Raw genomic sequence first — 17,277 nt, 5'->3', positions numbered from 1 at the left:
GTCCTACAATCTCAGCGTCTATGACCTCCCAGACTTCCCTCGACCACATTGCAGAGCGCGTGGAGCGCCTGCTGGTTCGCCACGAGGAACTGCAACGCACGAATGCGCTACTCGCCGAGCAGGTGGCGGCCCTGACCCAGGAGCGTGATTCGCTGCGCTCGCGGCTCAACGCCGCCCGGGCCCGCGTCGATGCCCTGATCGAGCGCCTGCCCTCCAACCAGGGGGCTTGACCCCATTCGCAACCGCCGACGCCCCGAACGCCCATGAAGCAGATCGAAGTGCAAATCCTGCAGCAAAGCTATGTGCTGACCTGCCCCGATGGCCAGGAAGAGCGTCTGCTCGAGGCCGTGCGCCGTGTGGACACGGCCATGACCCGTATCCGCGACAGCGGCAAGGTCCGCTCGCGCGAGCGCGTGGCCGTGCTGTCCGCGCTGAACATGGCCTTCGACGTGCTGGACCGCGAAGCGCAGGAAAGCGCCATGGCCACGGCCCAGGCCGAAATGCAGTCCCTGCATGACGAGGTCACTTCGCAGCATGCCGCCCAGTCCCTGCCGCCCGAGCCCAGCCCCGAGGAACTGGCCGAGCGCCAGCGCCAGCAGGCCCTTGCCGAGCAACTGGTGCTGCGCCTGGACCAGGCCCTGGAAAGCGATGCACGGCTGCTCTGAGCCGCCGCACTCCCGTCCATCCAACGGCCTCTTCGGAGGCCGTTTTTCATGGCATCGGCCATGTCAATGGAAAGCCCATGCCGTTCAAAGAACTTGATTGCGGGCCTGCCCAATCGCCGTAGAATGGAGGCGTCTGCAAACCCGCTGGGCTTTATAGTTCCTTGGACCAATGCTCTATGAGCCCGGGCTTGGTACATTGCCATTCGAGCGTGATCGTCTCGCGTTAGATGAACCCAACGTCTGGCTGCCCTTGCCCCCCTGAACCCCGGTTCAGGATGACGGCCCGGTGGTCTTTGCAGACACCTGATTCCAACCCGGCGCACCTCCACGGTGCGCCGGGTTTTTTGTTGCCCTCCCCTCCCCGCCCATCCACTACCGACCTTCTGCCGCATGCCTGACCTGCTGTTTCTCGAACTGGCCCTGCTGGGCCTGTGCTCCGGTTTCCTGGCCGGCCTGCTGGGAGTGGGCGGCGGCATGGTGCTCGTGCCGTTTCTGACCTACTTCCTCGACAAGCGCGGGGTCGGCCCGGATCTGTCCGTGAAGATGGCGATTGCCACGGCCATGGCCACCATCGTGTTCACCTCGATCTCCAGCCTGCGCGCCCACCACGGTCGTGGCGCCGTGCGCTGGGACATCGTGCGCAGCCTGGCGCCGGGCATCATCACGGGCGGCCTGCTCGCCAGCCTGGGCGTTTTCGCGCTGCTGCGCGGCAAGTACCTAGCGTTGTTCTTTGGCGTATTCATCGGCTACATGGCGCTTCGCATGCTGCGCAGCAACAGCCAGCCCACGGCCACGCGCGCCCTGCCCGGCCCGCTGGGGCTGTACGGCGCGGGTACGGGCCTAGGCTTCATCTCGGGACTGGTGGGTGCGGGCGGGGCCTTCATCAGCGTGCCCTTCATGATGCGCTGCTCGGTGCCCATGCACATGGCCGTGGGCACCAGCGCGGCGCTGGGGTTTCCGATTGCCGTGGTGAATGCGGCGGGCCTGATCTTCACCGGCGCGGGCGACGCGGGGCGCCCCGAATACTCGCTGGGCTACCTGTGGCTGCCGGCCCTGCTGGCCCTGGCCTGCTGCAGCGTGCTGACGGCACCGCTGGGGGCACGGGCCGCGCACCGGCTGCCCGTGGGCCAGCTCAAGCGCATCTTTGCCACGCTGCTGTTCGGCCTGGCGGCCTACATGCTCTGGAAGGGCTTGAGCGCAGGCAGCTGAGCGCTCGCGGCCTGGGCCATTCTCTGCCGGTAGGCGATGGCGCCAATGCCGGCGCGCTGCGCCTGCAGGCATTCGCCGAACTGCTCGCGCGGCAGGCCAGGCGCGCACAGAAAGCCCTGGAAGTAGTGGCCCTGCATGCGGTGGATGGCCGTCAGCTGCTCGTGCGTTTCCACGCCCTCGGCCACGATCTCCACGCCCAGCGCCAGACCCAGGCTGATGATGGCGCCGACGATGGCCTGGTCGCCCTCGTCGCTGGGCAGGCCGCGCACGAAGCTCTGGTCGATCTTGATCTTGGAGATGGGCAGCTTCTTCAGGTAGGCCAGGTTGGAGTAGCCGGTGCCGAAGTCGTCAATCACCATGCCCACACCCAGATCGGCAATCTGGCACACGCGCAGCGCCATGTCCTGGGCGTCCTGCAGCAAGATGCTTTCCGTCAGCTCCAGCTCCAGCAGCTGGGGTGTCAGGCCGTAGCTGCGCAGCAGCTCGGTCACCCGCTCGACAAAGCCTGACTGGCGGAACTCCAGCGCCGACACGTTGACCGAGACCTTGATGGGCATGCCCTGCTGCTGCCAGCGTGCAGCCTCCTGCACGGCCTGCTCCATGACCCAGGCGCCCAGCGTGACGATGTAGCCCGACTCCTCGGCCAGCGGGATGAAGACACCCGGCGAGACCACGCCGAATTCGGGATCGGTCCAGCGCAGCAGCGCCTCGGCGGCGACGATGCGGTCGCTGTCTATGTGCACCTGGGGCTGGAAGTAGACCGCCATGCGGCCATGCTCCAGTGCCTGGCGCATGGCGTGCTCCAGCTTCATGCGCGACAGCAGGCCGGCGCTCATCTGCGGCTGGTAGAAGCTGAAATGGCCCCGGCCCCGCTCCTTGACGCGGTACATGGCGGTGTCGGCCTGGCGGATCAGCTCATCCAGCGTGAGGCCATCGGCCGGGTACTGGGCCACGCCGATGCTGCACTGCACGGAGAAACCCAGGCCGTCGAGCAGGAAGGGGCGCTCCATCTCCTGCAGGATGCGCCTGGCCACCGACGCTGCCAGCTCGGCGTTGCAGCCCTGCAGATAGAGCACGAACTCGTCGCCACCCAGGCGGCACAGGATGTCCACGGGCCGCATGCAGTCGCTCAGGCGCTGCGCGACCAGCTTGAGCACGCGGTCGCCGAACTGGTGGCCCAGCGAGTCGTTGATGATCTTGAAGCGGTCCAGGTCGATGAACAGGATGCTGAACACCGTGCCGCCTGCGCGCGCGGCCTCGATGGCTGCATCCACGCGCTCCGTGAGGTTCAGGCGGTTGGGCAGGCCAGTGAGCGCGTCGCTGTAGGCCAGCTGTTCAATGCGCTGCTGGGCCACGCGCTGCTGCGTGAGGTCGCGCATGAAGCCGATGCTCTGCACCACGTCGCCCTGCGCGTTGCGCAGCGGCACCCAGGACAGGCGCACGGCGCAGCGCGCGCCGCCGGCCTGGCGCAGCCACAGGTCGCCCTCCCAGAAGCCGCCCTGATGCCACTGGATGCGGGCCAGGTCGCCCAGGGTGTCGGCCTGGCCTTCGGAGGCCTCGAACAGCGACTCCACCGTGCGCCCCTGCACGGGCATGCCGCCCAGCAGGCGTTCGCAGGCCGGGTTGGTGCGGGCCACATCCATGTAGCCGTCGGCGATGAAGATGCCGTCCAGGCTGGATTCGAAGACGCGCGCGGCCAGCTCCAGGCCCGCCTGGGTCTGGGCCTCGGCCGTGATGTCGCGAAAGGAAAAGATCCGCCCCATGGGCAGGCCCCGGCGCAGCTGGGGCACGGCGCGGCGCTCCAGGATGCGTCCGTCGCGCAGGTCCAGCACGTCGGCCGCCTCCATCAGGGGCTGGGCCGACAGCAGCTTCAACTGGCGCGCATAGGATTCGGCATCGCGCACCTGGCTGGCCAGGTGGTCGAGGATGGCCACGTCGTTGCGGCGCACCAGCAGCGCCTCGGGAATGCCCCAGAGCGTGGCAAAGCGGTGGTTGAAGGCGCGGATGCGGCCATCGGGATCGCAGACCAGGATGGCGTCGGCCGCGGACTCCAGCGTGGCACGCAGCTCGCCCAGCAGGCTCTCGAACTCGGCCTCGTGCAAGGCCTGCTCGCGCCGGTCCAGCATGCTGACCAGCAGCACCTCGCCGTCGAGCGCGCGCACGCGCATCTCCACGGGCGCCAGCTGGCCGTCGGCGCGGCGCACCTCGGCAATGAACTGGGCTCCGGCCTGCCAGTTGAAGGGATCGCTCCAGAAAGCCTGCTGCTGCGGCGTGGCGGCCAGCACCTGCACGGGCAGGCCCGGGGCCGCATCGGCCTCATAGCCGGTGACGGATTCGCTGGCGGCGTTGGCGCGCAGCACCTTCAGGGTGCGCGCATCGATCAGCCACAGGGCCTCCTGCAGTGCATCGAGCAGGCGAGGCCAGGCGCGGTTGAGCGCTTGCTTGTTCAAGACGCCACCTTCGGTGGATCCAACTCCACCGCCCGTTCAAAGTAATAGCAGACACGCCGGCGCGGCGACAGGTAGTCCAGCGCATCGCGCGGCAGCTGCGCGGGCGCCACTCCCCGGCGTATGCCCAGCTCGGGAAACAGCTCCAGCGCCAGCACAGGCGCCTGCGCGGCCGGCACGCCGGCATCGTGCACCATCACCGAGGGCTTGAGCGGGCGTGATGCATTCACGGACATGACCATGGCATGGCGCCCGTCGGTCAGCTCCACCACCGAGCCCGGGGGGAACACACCCATCATGCGGATGAAGCCATTGAGCACGGGCGCGGCGAACTTGTCGCGCAGCCGGCTGAACAGCATGGACAGGGCCTCGTGCGGCGTATGCGGCGTCTGTGCATCGCCGGGATTGCACAGGCGGTCGTAGCTGTTGACCAGGGCCAGGATCTGGCCCGTGAGCTCCATGTCCTCGGCCACCAGGCTCAGCGGGAACCCCGTGCCGTCGGCCCATTCATGGTGCTGGGCGATGGCCGTGGTGACCTGGGCCGACAGGCCCATGCGCATGGCAATGGCCACGGATTCGCCCACATGGCGCTCGTAGCGCTCGCGCAGGGCGTCGGGCACGGAAGGCTCCAGGGCCAGGCCGTGCATGCCTTCGACACCGGCCACGGGCTTGCCCGCGTCATGCAGCAGCGCCGCCAGGCCCAGGTCGCGCAGCAGCGATTCCTGCAGGCCCAGGGCCCGGCCCAGCAGCAGGCTGAGCACGGTCACGTTGACGGCATGCACGCTCTGGCTGCTGCCCACGCCATCGGACAGCAGGTGAATGGCCACGTCCTGCGGGCCCGCCAGTTCGGCCAGGCAGCCATCGACCAGGGCCTCGGTGGGCATGCGCGCCTGCTCGGGCGCGCTGGCAATGGTGGTCTCTATGGCCACATAGCCGCGCTCCACCTTCTGAAAGCGCGCATTGCAGTCCTCCAGCCGGCCGCGCCAGTCGGGCACGGACAGCAGCAGCGGTGCTGGCGCAGGTTCGGTGGGTGCAGGCTCGGGGGCCGCCACGACGGGCGGCAGCTCCTGCGGCGGCGGGGTGCGCACCTCGGCGGGCCAGGTGTCGCTTTTGTGCGGGACACAGCGCACCGCCTCCAGGCCCAGGGATTTCAGGGTCTGGATCTGTGCGCTGGAGGTGATCTTGAAGCTGCTGACCGGAAAGGGATGGTTCAGCCACCCAACATCGAGCTGGACAAACATGCCCGGACGGAGGTCTCGGATATCGATGAGGACGGAATGGTTCACGCGCGGCAACGGCCCCGAGGCTGAAGGAATCGGCAATATGTAAGCCGATGATTCGGGCATTATCTCCAGTTCTGAGGGCCTCGCAGCCAATCCGCGACCCCAGGTGCCAAGTCTGGCCTCAGCTGTTGCTCAACGGCACCAGAGGCTGGGCTTGTAGATCAGGTCCATCCACAGCGCCCACACGGCCACGCCCACCAGCATCAGGCCGGCCAGGCGCGTGCCCCATTCGGCGCGCAGGCCGTTCAGGCGCTGCCGGCCCAGCCGCCACAGCCAGGGGCCGGCCACCAGCCACAGCCCGCTGCCCACGCCAAAGGCCGCCATGGCCAGCGCGCCCTGCAACGGGCCGCCGCTGAGCGCGGCGACCAGCACGGCCGAATACAGCAGTCCGCAAGGCATGAGCGCCCAGGCATAGCCTGCCGCCAGCGTGCCGCCCGGCGCCGACACCCAGGGCTGCACGCGCCGCCAGGCGGCGCGGCCGGCAGACTCCAGCCAGGCGGGCTGGCGGGCCTGCACCATCATGGCCAGGCCCCAGGCCATCACGGCGACATGGGTCAGTGTCCAGAACGGCTGCAGCGCCGTGGTCTGGCTGGTGAGCCAGGACAGGCTCTCCATGGCCAGGGCCGAGGCAGCGCCCAGGCTGGCATAGCCGGCCAGACGGCCGCCGTGGAACAGCGCCGTGCGCAGCCACAGCCGGCTTTGCAATCCATGCACGGCCACCACCTGCGAGCCGCCGCCCTGCCCCGCCCCGCCCGTGACCACGCCGCAGGGCGCAGCGCACATGGCAAGGCAATGGGGCCCGCCGACGAGCCCCATGATCAAAGCAGTCCAGAGCAGCGACAACAGCATGGGGCCTAGATGATCCTCGAAAACCGCGCCCGGTTCTTGTCCGCCTGCAGATATCGGTCAAACAGCATGGCCACGCCGCGCACGAAGTACCAGCCCATGGGCGTGACCTGGAAGCCCTCGTCGCTGATCTGCACCAGGCCCTTGGCCTGCAGGTCCTCCAGGGCCGCCATCTCGGGCGCGAAGTACTCGCGAAAGCCCAGCAGCCAGGCCTGCTCCATGGGCTCGAACAGCACGGCGCCCTGGCACATGATGGCCATGATGACGGCGCGGCGCACCAGGTCGTCGCGCGACAGCGCCAGGCCCCGCACCACGGGCAGGTGGCTGGCGTCGATGGCGTCGTAGTACTCCTCCAGCGTCTTGGCGTTCTGGCTGTAGCTGGCACCCACCTTGCCGATGGCCGACACGCCCAGCGCAATCAGGTCGCAGTCGGGCTGGGTGCTGTAGCCCTGGAAATTGCGGTGCAGCCGGCCCTGGCGCTTGGCCACGGCCAGCGAGTCCTCGGGCAGGGCGAAGTGGTCCATGCCCACGTAGACATAGCCACCGTCCATGAACGCGGCGATGGAACGCGACAGCATGGCCAGCTTGTCGGCCCCCTGGGGCAGGTCCTCGGCCGCAATGCGCCGCTGCGGCTTGAAGCGCTCAGGCAGGTGGGCATAGGCATAGAGCGCGATGCGGTCGGGCCGCAGCGCGTTGACCTGGGCCAGCGTGCGCTCGAAGGATTCGGGCGTCTGCTTGGGCAGGCCGTAGATCAGGTCCACGTTGATGGAGGCAAAGCCCAGCTGCCGCGCGGCCGCCACCAGCTCGAACACCTGCTCGGCCGGCTGCACGCGGTGCACCGCGATCTGCACCTGCTCGTCGAAGTCCTGCACGCCGAAGCTCAGACGGTTGAAGCCCAGCTCCTTGAGCACGGCCAGGCGCTCGACGCTGACAGTGCGCGGATCGACCTCGATGGAGTACTCGCCACCCGGCTCCAGCTTGAAATGCTCGCGCAACAGGCCCATCAGCGTGCGCAGCTCGTCGTCGGAGAAGAAGGTGGGCGTGCCGCCGCCCAGGTGCAGCTGGCTGACGGTCTGGCCCTTGCCGCAATGGGCCGTATGCAAGGCCATCTCGCGCGCCAGGTAGTCCAGGTAGACGGCGGCGCGATCGTGGTGGCGCGTCACGATCTTGTTGCAGGCGCAGTAGTAGCAAAGCGACTCGCAAAAAGGCACGTGCACATACAGCGACAAAGGCGTGGCACGCGCTGCGGTACTCGATTTGCGTTGTTGCAGCGCCAGGATATAGTCCTCTGCACCAAAGGCCTCGACAAAGCGGTCGGCGGTAGGGAACGAAGTGTATCGGGGCCCCGGTACGTCAAAGCGACGCAGCAGCTCTGGGGTGACAGCGGTCATGGGTTTTTTCCTCTAATACCTCGACTGTGCCGCAGCACATCGGTCATGTCCTTGACTCATATCAAGAGTTGTTTGAGGCACTGCTGCGACAATTTGATCCAACTCATCGCAATCCACGAGGTCACCGCCGGCACGCTGTGTGCCGCTGATGTTTATCACTCCATGAACCTTCAGACCATCAAAGCCTCCTGCTCCAACTGCAACCTGCGCGAACTGTGCATGCCCATGGGCCTGGATGCCGAGCAGATGCAGCGCATCGACGACATCGTGGCCACGCGCCGCAAGGTCAAGCGCGGAGGCCTGCTGTTTCGCAACGGCGAGACATTCACCTCGCTGTACGCCATCCGCACCGGCTTCTTCAAGACCTGCGTGGCCACCGAGGACGGACGCGATCAGGTCACAGGCTTTCAGATGGCCGGCGAGATCATCGGCCTGGACGGCATCGTCAACGACCACCACACCTGCGATGCCGTCGCGCTGGAAGATGCCGAAGTCTGCGTCATGCCCTTCGACAAGCTGGAAGACCTGTCGCGCGAGGTCACGGCCCTGCAAAACCATGTGCACAAGGTCATGAGCCGCGAGATCGTGCGCGAGCACGGCGTGATGCTGCTGCTGGGCAGCATGCGCGCCGAAGAGCGCCTGGCCGCCTTCGTGCTCAACCTGGTGCAGCGCCTGCATGCGCGGGGCTTTTCCAAGTCCGAACTGGTGCTGCGCATGACGCGCGAGGAAATCGGCAGCTACCTGGGCCTGAAGCTGGAGACGGTGAGCCGCACCTTCTCCAAGTTCGCGGACGACAACATCATCGAGGTGCGCCAGCGCCATCTGCGCATCCTGGACACGGATGCGCTCAAGCGCATCGTCAACAGCCAGCAGTGCCAGTGAGGCTGCAAGGGCGGCAAGCATTCATCCGCCAATGAACAAGGCCCGCGACAGCGGGCCTTGTTCATTGCGGCGGGCTCTCGCTCAGTCCCGCCCCAGCCCCTGCATGGCCAGGTCCGGGTCGGGCTCGGGCTCGGAGAGCACGCCGTCATTGAGATCGCGGGCCGAGCGGCCCAGCATGGTGGTCATCAGGCTGGAGAGCATGGTCACGCCCCAGAAGGCGAAGAAGGCCAGCGTGTAGATGCCCTGGCGCGACCAGCCCAGGTCGCCGAGCCAATGCAGCTCCAGGGGGTCCACAAAGGCAAAAACCAGCATCTCCATCACGGCGGCTGCCAGAAAGGCAGGCCAGGCAATCCACATCCAGCGTTGGGCCAACATCAGCGATCTCCTTGTGCTGTCGAGGGGTCGCCTTCATTGTGCGCCGCGCCAACGCATGGCGCCAAGCCCCGCAGCGCCCTGCACGCCTGTAGGAAACCCTCATCCGTCGCGCATGCCGGAGATGCGATCCGCCATGCAAAAAGGCCGCGACTGCGGCCTCTTGCAGGGGTGCACGGCGATCAGCGATCCGTGGGGTGATCGTGCGCGGGCGTGGCCGCATGGTTGCGGCCGGTGACGGCGGGCGCCATGCTCTTGGGCACTTCGCGCACGCCATCGGCACGCTCGTTGATCGTGATGCCGTTGCGGTAGTAGTCGGGGTCGATCACGGGATCGGCGCCATTGATGGCGATGATGGCCGTGATCACGGCAGCGACCACCACGGCCGCCGGGCCGGCCACCACCAGCCAGACATGGCCGAACTTCCACCAGGGCTTGCCGGCGTCGGGGTGCGAGGGAGCCTGCGCGGGCGCGGACACTGCGGGACTGGAAGACATGGGAAACCTCTTTCTTTCAGGCGGCAGGCGCGGACCGTGCCGCGCCTGCCAGGAACATCACCGGGGCACCAGGAAGACGGCCTTTTCGGACGCGCGTCCCGCGCCAGAATGCACGGCATCAATATCGAAGAATACGGTGTGCGAGCCCGGCTCGGCCGAACCGTAGGGAATCTGCAGGCGCGCCGCAATGCCGCGCGTCTCGGCCGGGCCGACCTCGACTTCCTGCTCGGACGCCAGCTCCAGCCCATCGAGGCCATGGGCGCTGATGCGGTAGCGCTGGGCCTGCTCGGTGGCATTCATGATCTGCAGGCGGTAGACATTCTCCAGCTTGCCGCCCGCCACGATGCGCGACAGCGAGGCGCGGTCGCGGATCACGTCCACCTTGACCGACTGGCGCAGCGCCAGGCTCACGATCATGGCCACGCTCAAGCCGATCAGCACGGCCGAGTAGATCAGCACGCGCGGACGGAAGATGCGGCGCAGCACCTGGGCACGCCGCCACAGGCCGGCCATGGCGTTCTGCGTGGTCAGGCGGATCAGGCCGCGCGGGTACTCCATCTTGTCCATGATGGAATTGCAGGCGTCTATGCACAGGCCGCAGCCAATGCATTCGTATTGCAGACCGTTGCGGATGTCGATGCCCACGGGACAGACCTGCACGCACATCTTGCAGTCGATGCAGTCGCCCAGGCCCTGGGCCTTGTAGTCCACCTTCTTGGTGCGCGGCGCACGCGGCTCGCCCCGGCCCGTGTCGTAGCTGACGATCATGGTGTCCCGGTCGAACATGGCGCTCTGAAAGCGCGCATAGGGGCACATGTACTTGCAGACCTGCTCGCGCATGTAGCCCGCGTTGCCATAGGTGGCAAAGCCGTAGAACAGCACCCAGAACATCTGCCAGCTGCCCTGCAGCGCCAGCAGTTCGCCGCCCAGCTCGCGGATGGGCACGAAGTAGCCCACGAAGGTGAAGCCGGTCCACAGCGCAATGGCGATCCACAGCAACTGCTTGAGCGACTTCTTCCAGGCCTTCTCGAAGGTCCAGCCGTTTTTGTCCAGCCGCATGCGCGCGCTGCGGTCGCCTTCGACCTTGCGCTCCACCCACATGAAGATCTCGGTGTAGACCGTCTGCGGGCACGAGAAGCCGCACCACAGGCGCCCGGCCACGGCCGTGAACAGGAACAATGCCAGCGCCGAGATGATCAGCAGGCCCGCCAGGTAGATGAAGTCCTGCGGGTACAGCACCAGCCCGAAGAGATAGAAGCGCCGCGCCCCGAGGTCGAACAGCACCATCTGGCGCTGGCCCCACTCCAGCCAGGGCAGGCCGTAGAAAACCAGTTGGGTGAGAAACACCAGGGCCCATCGCCAGCGTGCGAAGACACCGCTGATGGAGCGCGGGTAGACCTTCTTTTCCGACTCGAACATCGACACCAGCTCGCCCGGATCAGGCGTGGCCGGCGTGATCGGAATGACTTTGCGGGGAGGCTTCCCGGTGTCATCCCCGCTCTCGGGCTTCATGGTGGGTTCCTTTGTTTTTTTGAAATATCTGAAAACTCAAAACGCAAAAAGGCGGCGCCGCAGCGCCGCCCCTGTGCTTACTGACGGACTGCGCCGTCTTTGTGCGACATGCCCCAGACATAGGAAGCAAGCACCGCGATCTGCGCCTCGGTCAGCTTGTCCTTCTGGGCAGGCATCTCGTTGTGCTTGCCGTTGTTGATCATGGCCGTGATGGCGGCCTCGCCCCAGCCGTGCAGCCAGATGTCATCGGTCAGGTTGGGCGCGCCCAGGGCCTGGTTGCCCTTGCCGTCCATGCCGTGGCAGGCAGCGCAGGCCGTGAACTTGGACTTGCCCAGCGAGGCCTTGAGCGAGTCGTGCGGGCTGCCCGACAGGCTCAGCACATAGTGCGAGAGGTTGCGCACATCGTCGGGCGTGCCGACGGCAGCGGCCATGGGCGGCATGATGCCGATGCGGCCGCCCGTGATGGTTTCCCTGATCTTCTCGGGCGTGCCGCCATGCAGCCAGTCGCCATCGGTCAGGTTGGGGAAGCTCTTGCCGCCGCGTGCATCCGAGCCGTGGCACTGTGCGCAGTTGTTCATGAACAGGCGCTCGCCGATGGCCATGGCCTGGGGGTCCTTGGCCATGTCTTCGGTGCTCATGCTCGTGAACTTGGCGTACAGCGGCTCCAGGTCCGCGCGGGCCTTGGCCATCTCGTTTTCATAGGCGCCCAGCTGCGTCCAGCCCAGCTTGCCCGCGAACGAGCCCAGGCCCGGATAGGCCGCCAGGTAGGCGAAGCCGAACACCGAGGTGATGATGAACAGCCACATCCACCACTTGGGCATGGGGTTGTTCAGCTCGCGCAGGTCCTCGTCCCAGACGTGGCCCGTGGTGTTGTCGGCCGAGGGGACCACCTTCTTGCGTGCGGTGAGATACAGCAGCAGCAGGCAGCCGATGATGCCGCCCAGCGTGATCGCCGTGACATAGATCGACCAGAAGTTGTTTACGAAATCGCTCATGGGAAGTTCTCGTTCTGGTGGAGGGACTCAGTCTTGCTCGAACGGCAGCTGGGCGGCCTCGTCGAAACGGGCCTGGTTGCGGCGGGCGAACGCCCACCACCAGATGCCGATGAAGCAGGCCAGCGAGGCCAGCGTGGCCACGATGCGCATGGTGGTGATGTCCATGTCGCTCTCCTTTACTTGACCGAACGGCCCAGGACCTGCAGGTAGGCGATGACGGCGTCCATTTCCGTCTTGCCCTTGACCTGCTCGGCAGCGCCGCTGATTTCCTCGTCGCTGTAGGGCACGCCCACCTTGCGCAGCGCGCTCATGTGCTGGGCGACCACGGTGTCATCCACCTTGTTCTTTTCCAGCCAGGTGTAGGCAGGCATGTTGGACTCGGGCACCACGTCGCGCGGGTTGTTCAGGTGGATGCGATGCCATTCGTCGCTGTACTTGCCGCCCACGCGGTGCAGGTCGGGACCCGTGCGCTTGGAACCCCACTGGAAGGGGTGGTCATAGACGAACTCGCCAGCCACCGAGTAGTGGCCGTAGCGCATGGTCTCGGCGCGGAAGGGGCGGATCATCTGCGAGTGGCAGTTGTAGCAGCCCTCGCGCAGATAGACGTCGCGGCCCATCAGCTGCAGCGGCGTGTAGGGCTTGAGGCCCGCCACCGCTTCCGTGGTCGACTTCTGGAAGAACAGCGGAACGATTTCCACCATGCCGCCGACGGCGACCACCAGCAGGGTCAGCACGATCAGCAGGAAATTGTTGGTTTCCACCTTCTCGTGGGAAAAGCTCTTGGGAGCGCTATTGTTGTGATCGGACATGAGTAATGCTCCTAGACGCTCAGGCGTGGGCCACGACGGCAGGCACGGCCACCTTCACCGAACGGCCCGAGATCGCGGTCTTCCAGGTGTTCCACAGCATGACCAGCATGCCGCCCAGGTACAGCAGGCCACCGGCCACGCGGATCACGTAGAACGGATAGCTGGCCTTGACGCTTTCGACGAAGGTGTAGGTCAGCGTGCCATCGGGATTGACGGCGCGCCACATCAGGCCCTGCATCACACCGGCGATCCACATCGCGGCGATGTACAGCACGATGCCGATGGTGGCCATCCAGAAGTGCAGTTCGATGGCGCCCACCGAGTGCATCTTGGTCTTGCCGAACAGGCGCGGGATCAGGTAGTACAGCGAGCCCATGGTGATCAGGCCCACCCAGCCCAGGGCGCCCGAGTGAACGTGGCCCACGGTCCAGTCCGTGTAGTGCGACAGCGCGTTGACGGTCTTGATGGACATCATCGGACCTTCGAACGTGGACATGCCGTAGAACGACAGCGACACGATCAGGAAGCGCAGGATGGGGTCGTCGCGCAGCTTGTGCCATGCGCCCGACAGCGTCATCACGCCGTTGATCATGCCGCCCCAGCTGGGCGCCAGCAGGATCAGCGAGAACACCATGCCCACGGACTGCGTCCAGTCGGGCAGCGCGGTGTAGTGCAGGTGGTGAGGACCCGCCCACATGTAGGTGAAGATCAGCGCCCAGAAGTGGACGATGGACAGGCGGTAGCTGTAGACCGGACGGCCAGCCTGCTTGGGGATGAAGTAATACATCATGCCCAGGAAGCCCGCGGTCAGGAAGAAGCCCACGGCGTTATGGCCGTACCACCACTGCACCATCGCGTCCTGCACGCCGGCGTAGGCCGAGTAGCTCTTCATCCAGCCGGCCGGAATGGCCGCGCTGTTGACGATGTGCAGCAGTGCCACGGCGATGATGAAGGCGCCGAAGAACCAGTTGGCCACATAGATGTGACGGACCTTGCGGATGCCGATGGTTCCGAAGAACACGATGGCATACGAGACCCAGGTCACGGCGATCAGCAGGTCGATCGGCCACTCCAGCTCGGCGTACTCCTTGCCCTGGGTGTAGCCCAGCGGCAGGCTGATGGCGGCGGCGACGATGACGATCTGCCAGCCCCAGAAGGTCAGGCTGGCCAGCTTGGGCATGAACAGCCGCGTCTGGCAGGTGCGCTGCACCACGTAGTAGCTGGTTGCGAACAGCGCCGATCCGCCAAAGGCAAAGATCACGGCGTTCGTGTGCAGCGGACGCAGGCGTCCGTAGCTCAGCCATGGAATGCCGAAGTTGAGTTCCGGCCAGGCCAGCTGCGAGGCGATCAACACCCCGACAGCCATGCCTACCACCCCCCAGACGACGGCCATGATAGAGAACTGCCTTACGACGGAATCGTCGTAATAGACAGCGTTTTTATTTGAACTATCCATCGTGCACCCCTTAGATTGCTATCAAAGTGTTACGTCCTTCGCTCCCGGGCGTGTTGACCCACGTCAATCGTCCCGAAGAATGCGCTCACCCTCTTGCTCCACACTCTCGAACTGCCCGCGATACACGGCCCACCACAGGGCCGCAAGGATGGCCAGCACCAGCACCACCGACAGCGGGATCAGCAAATACAAAATATCCATGGTCAGTTCCCCGTGGCGCTGACGCGCCACCCACTGCGCCCAACACCGGCGCCCCGCCAACAAAGGGCGCCGAGCAAGGGCCGCCCCGCAGCGAGGGCGCCGTCCCCCTCCCTCGCGAAGCGAGAAAGAGAGGGGGAAGCGGCGCAGCCGCTCAGGGGGTGTTTCAAGTTCTACCTCCCCACCGTTGCGGTGGAGCCCGTCTTCATCGCGACGGACGCTGCGGGCGCAGCAGGCGTGCCCGTGTGATTCGTTGCAGCCAGTGGCAGGCTGCGCGCAAGGCGCGCGGCATTCATCACCACCAGCAGCGAACTCAGTGCCATTCCCAGGCCGGCCACCCAGGCAGGCATGAAGCCCGCCAGGGCCAGCGGAATCGACACCGCGTTGTAAGCGGCTGCCCAGGCCATGTTCTGGCGCACCACCTGCAGCGTGCGGCGCGACAACAGGCATGCCTGGAGTACCAGTTCCAGGCTGTCACCCAGAACAACGAAATCTGCGCGCGATTGTGCCAGGGGCACTGCTCTACCAAACGCAAAAGAGACATGCGCTCCAGCTAAAACTGGGCCGTCGTTGAGGCCGTCGCCCACCATGGCCACGTGGTGGCCGGCAGCCTGCGCCTGCTGCAGGCGCTCCAGCTTGTCCTGCGGGCTGCAGCCGCCTTCGGCCTGGGTGATGCCCACGCGCGCCGCCATGGCGCGGGCCGCGTCCTCGCGGTCGCCGGACAGCAGCATCACCTGTACGCCATGCCGGTGCAGCGCCTGCACCACGGCTGCGGCCTCGGGCCGCACGTCCTCGCTGAGGACGAAGCGGGCCAGCGTGTGCCAGCCCTGCGAGGTCTCCTCGGCCAGCAGCACACCCTGCACGGGCTGCTCCCCGGCCAGGCCTGCGTGCAGGGCCGAGCCCAGCCGCAGATGGCGGCGCGCGCCGGCGCGCTGCACCCAGGCGTCCAGGCCCAGGCCGGCCATTTCCTGCATGGTGTCCAGCTTCCAGTCGGTGGCGGCATCGGCACCGGCCTGCGCAATGGCGCGCGAGGCCGGGTGGATGGACTGGCGCGCCAGCAGCGCCGCCAGTGCCAGCACTTCGTCGGCGTCTTCGCCCGCAGCAGGCTCGAAGGACGACAGGGCCAGGCCATCGCGCGTGAGCGTGCCGGTCTTGTCGAACACCAGGGTGTCCACGGCGGCCAGCGCCTCCAGGCCCTGCAGGTTGCGCACCAGCACGCCGCTGCGCGCCAGCGTGCCGGCGGCAGTGAGCATGGCCACGGGCGTGGCCAGCGACAGCGCGCAGGGGCAGGTGACGATGAGCACGGCCACCGCCACCATCATGGCCTTGCCGGGATCGGTGGGCCACCACCAGATGGCGGCGCCCAGCGCAGCCAGCAGCACCACGACGAGAAAGGGCCGCGCCACCTTGTCGGCCAGCTGGGCCATGCGCGGCTTTTGCAGCGAGGCGCTTTCCATCAGGCCCACGATCTGGGCGAAGCGTGTATCGGCGCCCACGCCATCCACGCGCACATCGACCACGGCATCCAGGTTGTAGCTGCCGGCCGTGACGGTATCGCCCTCGGCACGCAGCACGGGCGTGGACTCGCCGGTGAGCAGGGCCTCGTCGGCATGGGTGCGGCCGCGCACGATGGTGCCGTCGGCCGGGAAGGCCTCGCCACTGAGCACGCGCACCCGATCGCCCGCGCGCAGGCGGCGTGTGGCCACGCGCTCGAAATGGCCGGCTGCGTTCTCGCGCAGCACGGCATCGGGCAGGCGGTTCATCACCGCTTCCAGCGCGCCGGCCGTGCGGTCGCGCAGGCGCAGCTCCAGCCAGCGGCCGGACAGCAGGAAGAAGACGAACATGGTCAGCGAGTCGTAGAAGACTTCCTCGCCGAAGGGGCCCGAAGGATCGAAGGTGCCCAGCGAACTGATCACGAAGGTGATCAGCATGCCCAGGGCCACGGGCAGGTCCATGCTCACGCGGCGCTGGCGTATGTCGCGCAGCGCGCTGGAGAAGAAGGGGCCGCAGCAAAACAGCACCACGGGCAGCGAGATGACCCAGGAGGCCCAGCGCAGCAGCGTCTCCATCTCCTGCGACAGGTCGCCGGGGCGGGCCACGTAGGCGGGCCACGCATACATCATCACCTGCATCATGCAAAAGCCGGCCACCAGCCAGCGCCACAGTGCACGGCGGCTCTCGGCCTGGCGGCGCTCGCGCGCAAAGGCATCGCGTGCGGGAAGCGCCTGGTAGCCGGCGCGCCGCACGGCCTCCATCCACTCGGAGGGAAGCACCTGCGCATGGCGCCAGGTGACACGGGCGCGGCGCGTGGCAGCACTGACTTCGGCCTTCTCCACTCCGGGCACGGCGCGCAGCGCATCCTCGATGGTCAGGGCGCATGCGGCACAGTGCATGCCTTCCAGAACGACGTGCGAATCCCAGGCGGGAAAGTCGGTGGGTTCCTTGGAAGGGTCGGCGGGAGTTGCGGGGCCTGCGGGCCGTCCGAACGAACTCCACTCCTGCGGGTCATCCAGCAGCCGGGCGGTGGCCTGCTGCGAGGGCGAGGGGCCTGAATCAAGCGCCGCCACTGCCGCCTCGCTGGATGGGGCTATCGTGGTGTGGGGCATGGTTCTTAGCGTAATCGGGCCGCATGATAAGCGTATTGACATTAATCAACCGTTAACTCATGGTTGGGTCTATGCTGACTTCATCCCATCCATCAGCACACACGAAAGG

At 66.6% G+C, this 17,277-nt stretch carries 17 protein-coding genes; 4 read left to right on the top strand and 13 right to left on the bottom strand.

Annotation, left to right across the window (positions count from 1 at the left end; genetic code table 11):
* Positions 1–20: 20 nt before the first annotated feature.
* From DACI_RS13985 to DACI_RS13975, 3 genes are all read left to right on the top strand, one after another.
* Positions 21–230: a hypothetical protein gene (locus DACI_RS13985; protein ID WP_012204637.1), complete on the top strand. Its 210-nt coding sequence runs from the start codon at positions 21–23 to the stop codon at positions 228–230.
* Positions 231–263: 33 nt separating this feature from the next.
* Positions 264–665: a cell division protein ZapA gene (locus DACI_RS13980; RefSeq protein WP_012204636.1), complete on the top strand. Its 402-nt coding sequence runs from the start codon at positions 264–266 to the stop codon at positions 663–665.
* A 390-nt stretch (positions 666–1,055) separates the two neighbouring features.
* Positions 1,056–1,874, top strand: coding sequence for a sulfite exporter TauE/SafE family protein (locus DACI_RS13975; RefSeq protein ID WP_012204635.1), 819 nt, complete (start codon positions 1,056–1,058; stop codon positions 1,872–1,874).
* On the opposite strand, the gene DACI_RS13970 is transcribed toward DACI_RS13975, so the two are convergent.
* From DACI_RS13970 to hemN, 4 genes are all read right to left on the bottom strand, one after another.
* Positions 1,838–4,324, bottom strand: a complete 2,487-nt coding sequence (locus DACI_RS13970) for a bifunctional diguanylate cyclase/phosphodiesterase (RefSeq protein WP_012204634.1) — start codon at positions 4,322–4,324, stop codon at positions 1,838–1,840. The two genes, DACI_RS13975 and DACI_RS13970, sit on opposite strands and share 37 nt — an antisense overlap.
* Positions 4,321–5,667 carry an HD-GYP domain-containing protein gene (locus tag DACI_RS13965; RefSeq protein WP_012204633.1) on the bottom strand — a complete coding sequence of 449 codons (1,347 nt, stop codon included), beginning with the start codon at positions 5,665–5,667 and terminating at the stop codon, positions 4,321–4,323. The genes DACI_RS13970 and DACI_RS13965 overlap by 4 nt, the downstream gene beginning before the upstream one ends.
* Positions 5,668–5,736: 69 nt before the next feature.
* Positions 5,737–6,453: a sulfite exporter TauE/SafE family protein gene (locus DACI_RS13960; RefSeq protein ID WP_012204632.1), complete on the bottom strand. Its 717-nt coding sequence runs from the start codon at positions 6,451–6,453 to the stop codon at positions 5,737–5,739.
* Positions 6,454–6,458: 5 nt separating this feature from the next.
* Positions 6,459–7,841: an oxygen-independent coproporphyrinogen III oxidase gene (gene hemN / locus DACI_RS13955; RefSeq protein WP_012204631.1), complete on the bottom strand. Its 1,383-nt coding sequence runs from the start codon at positions 7,839–7,841 to the stop codon at positions 6,459–6,461.
* A 162-nt stretch (positions 7,842–8,003) separates the two neighbouring features.
* On the opposite strand from hemN, the gene fnr reads away from it, so the two are divergent.
* Positions 8,004–8,723 carry a fumarate/nitrate reduction transcriptional regulator Fnr gene (gene fnr / locus DACI_RS13950; RefSeq protein WP_043781458.1) on the top strand — a complete coding sequence of 240 codons (720 nt, stop codon included), beginning with the start codon at positions 8,004–8,006 and terminating at the stop codon, positions 8,721–8,723.
* Between the two features lie 81 nt (positions 8,724–8,804).
* On the opposite strand, the gene DACI_RS13945 is transcribed toward fnr, so the two are convergent.
* The 9 genes from DACI_RS13945 to DACI_RS13905 form a co-directional block, all read right to left on the bottom strand.
* Complete coding sequence (locus DACI_RS13945) at positions 8,805–9,098, bottom strand: hypothetical protein (protein WP_012204629.1); 294 nt, start codon at positions 9,096–9,098, stop codon at positions 8,805–8,807.
* A gap of 179 nt (positions 9,099–9,277) precedes the next feature.
* On the bottom strand, positions 9,278–9,592 hold the full coding sequence (locus tag DACI_RS13940; RefSeq protein WP_012204628.1) for a FixH family protein: 315 nt from the start codon (positions 9,590–9,592) through the stop codon (positions 9,278–9,280).
* Between the two features lie 57 nt (positions 9,593–9,649).
* The gene (gene ccoG / locus DACI_RS13935) at positions 9,650–11,104 is read right to left on the bottom strand and encodes a cytochrome c oxidase accessory protein CcoG (protein WP_012204627.1); all 1,455 of its coding nucleotides are present in this window, start codon (positions 11,102–11,104) and stop codon (positions 9,650–9,652) included.
* 77 nt (positions 11,105–11,181) lie between these two features.
* Positions 11,182–12,099 (bottom strand): cytochrome-c oxidase, cbb3-type subunit III, encoded by a 918-nt coding sequence (gene ccoP, locus DACI_RS13930; RefSeq protein WP_012204626.1) that lies wholly within the window; start codon positions 12,097–12,099, stop codon positions 11,182–11,184.
* A gap of 27 nt (positions 12,100–12,126) precedes the next feature.
* A complete protein-coding gene (locus tag DACI_RS13925; protein WP_012204625.1) occupies positions 12,127–12,264 on the bottom strand; it encodes a cbb3-type cytochrome oxidase subunit 3 in 138 nt (45 codons plus the stop codon).
* A gap of 11 nt (positions 12,265–12,275) precedes the next feature.
* Positions 12,276–12,908 carry a cytochrome-c oxidase, cbb3-type subunit II gene (gene ccoO, locus DACI_RS13920; RefSeq protein ID WP_012204624.1) on the bottom strand — a complete coding sequence of 211 codons (633 nt, stop codon included), beginning with the start codon at positions 12,906–12,908 and terminating at the stop codon, positions 12,276–12,278.
* Between the two features lie 19 nt (positions 12,909–12,927).
* Positions 12,928–14,364, bottom strand: coding sequence for a cytochrome-c oxidase, cbb3-type subunit I (gene ccoN, locus DACI_RS13915; protein ID WP_012204623.1), 1,437 nt, complete (start codon positions 14,362–14,364; stop codon positions 12,928–12,930).
* Positions 14,365–14,427: 63 nt separating this feature from the next.
* Positions 14,428–14,565 carry a cbb3-type cytochrome oxidase assembly protein CcoS gene (ccoS, locus tag DACI_RS13910; RefSeq protein ID WP_013803228.1) on the bottom strand — a complete coding sequence of 46 codons (138 nt, stop codon included), beginning with the start codon at positions 14,563–14,565 and terminating at the stop codon, positions 14,428–14,430.
* Between the two features lie 170 nt (positions 14,566–14,735).
* Positions 14,736–17,168, bottom strand: coding sequence for a heavy metal translocating P-type ATPase (locus tag DACI_RS13905; RefSeq protein ID WP_043781455.1), 2,433 nt, complete (start codon positions 17,166–17,168; stop codon positions 14,736–14,738).
* Between the last annotated feature and the right edge of the window lie 109 nt (positions 17,169–17,277).

It is taken from the genome of Delftia acidovorans SPH-1, from assembly GCF_000018665.1.
In the GTDB taxonomy this organism is placed as follows: Bacteria; Pseudomonadota; Gammaproteobacteria; order Burkholderiales; family Burkholderiaceae_C; genus Comamonas; species Comamonas acidovorans.
Note: the sequence above shows the minus strand (reverse complement) of the source record. Positions and strands in the feature narration are given on the sequence as shown.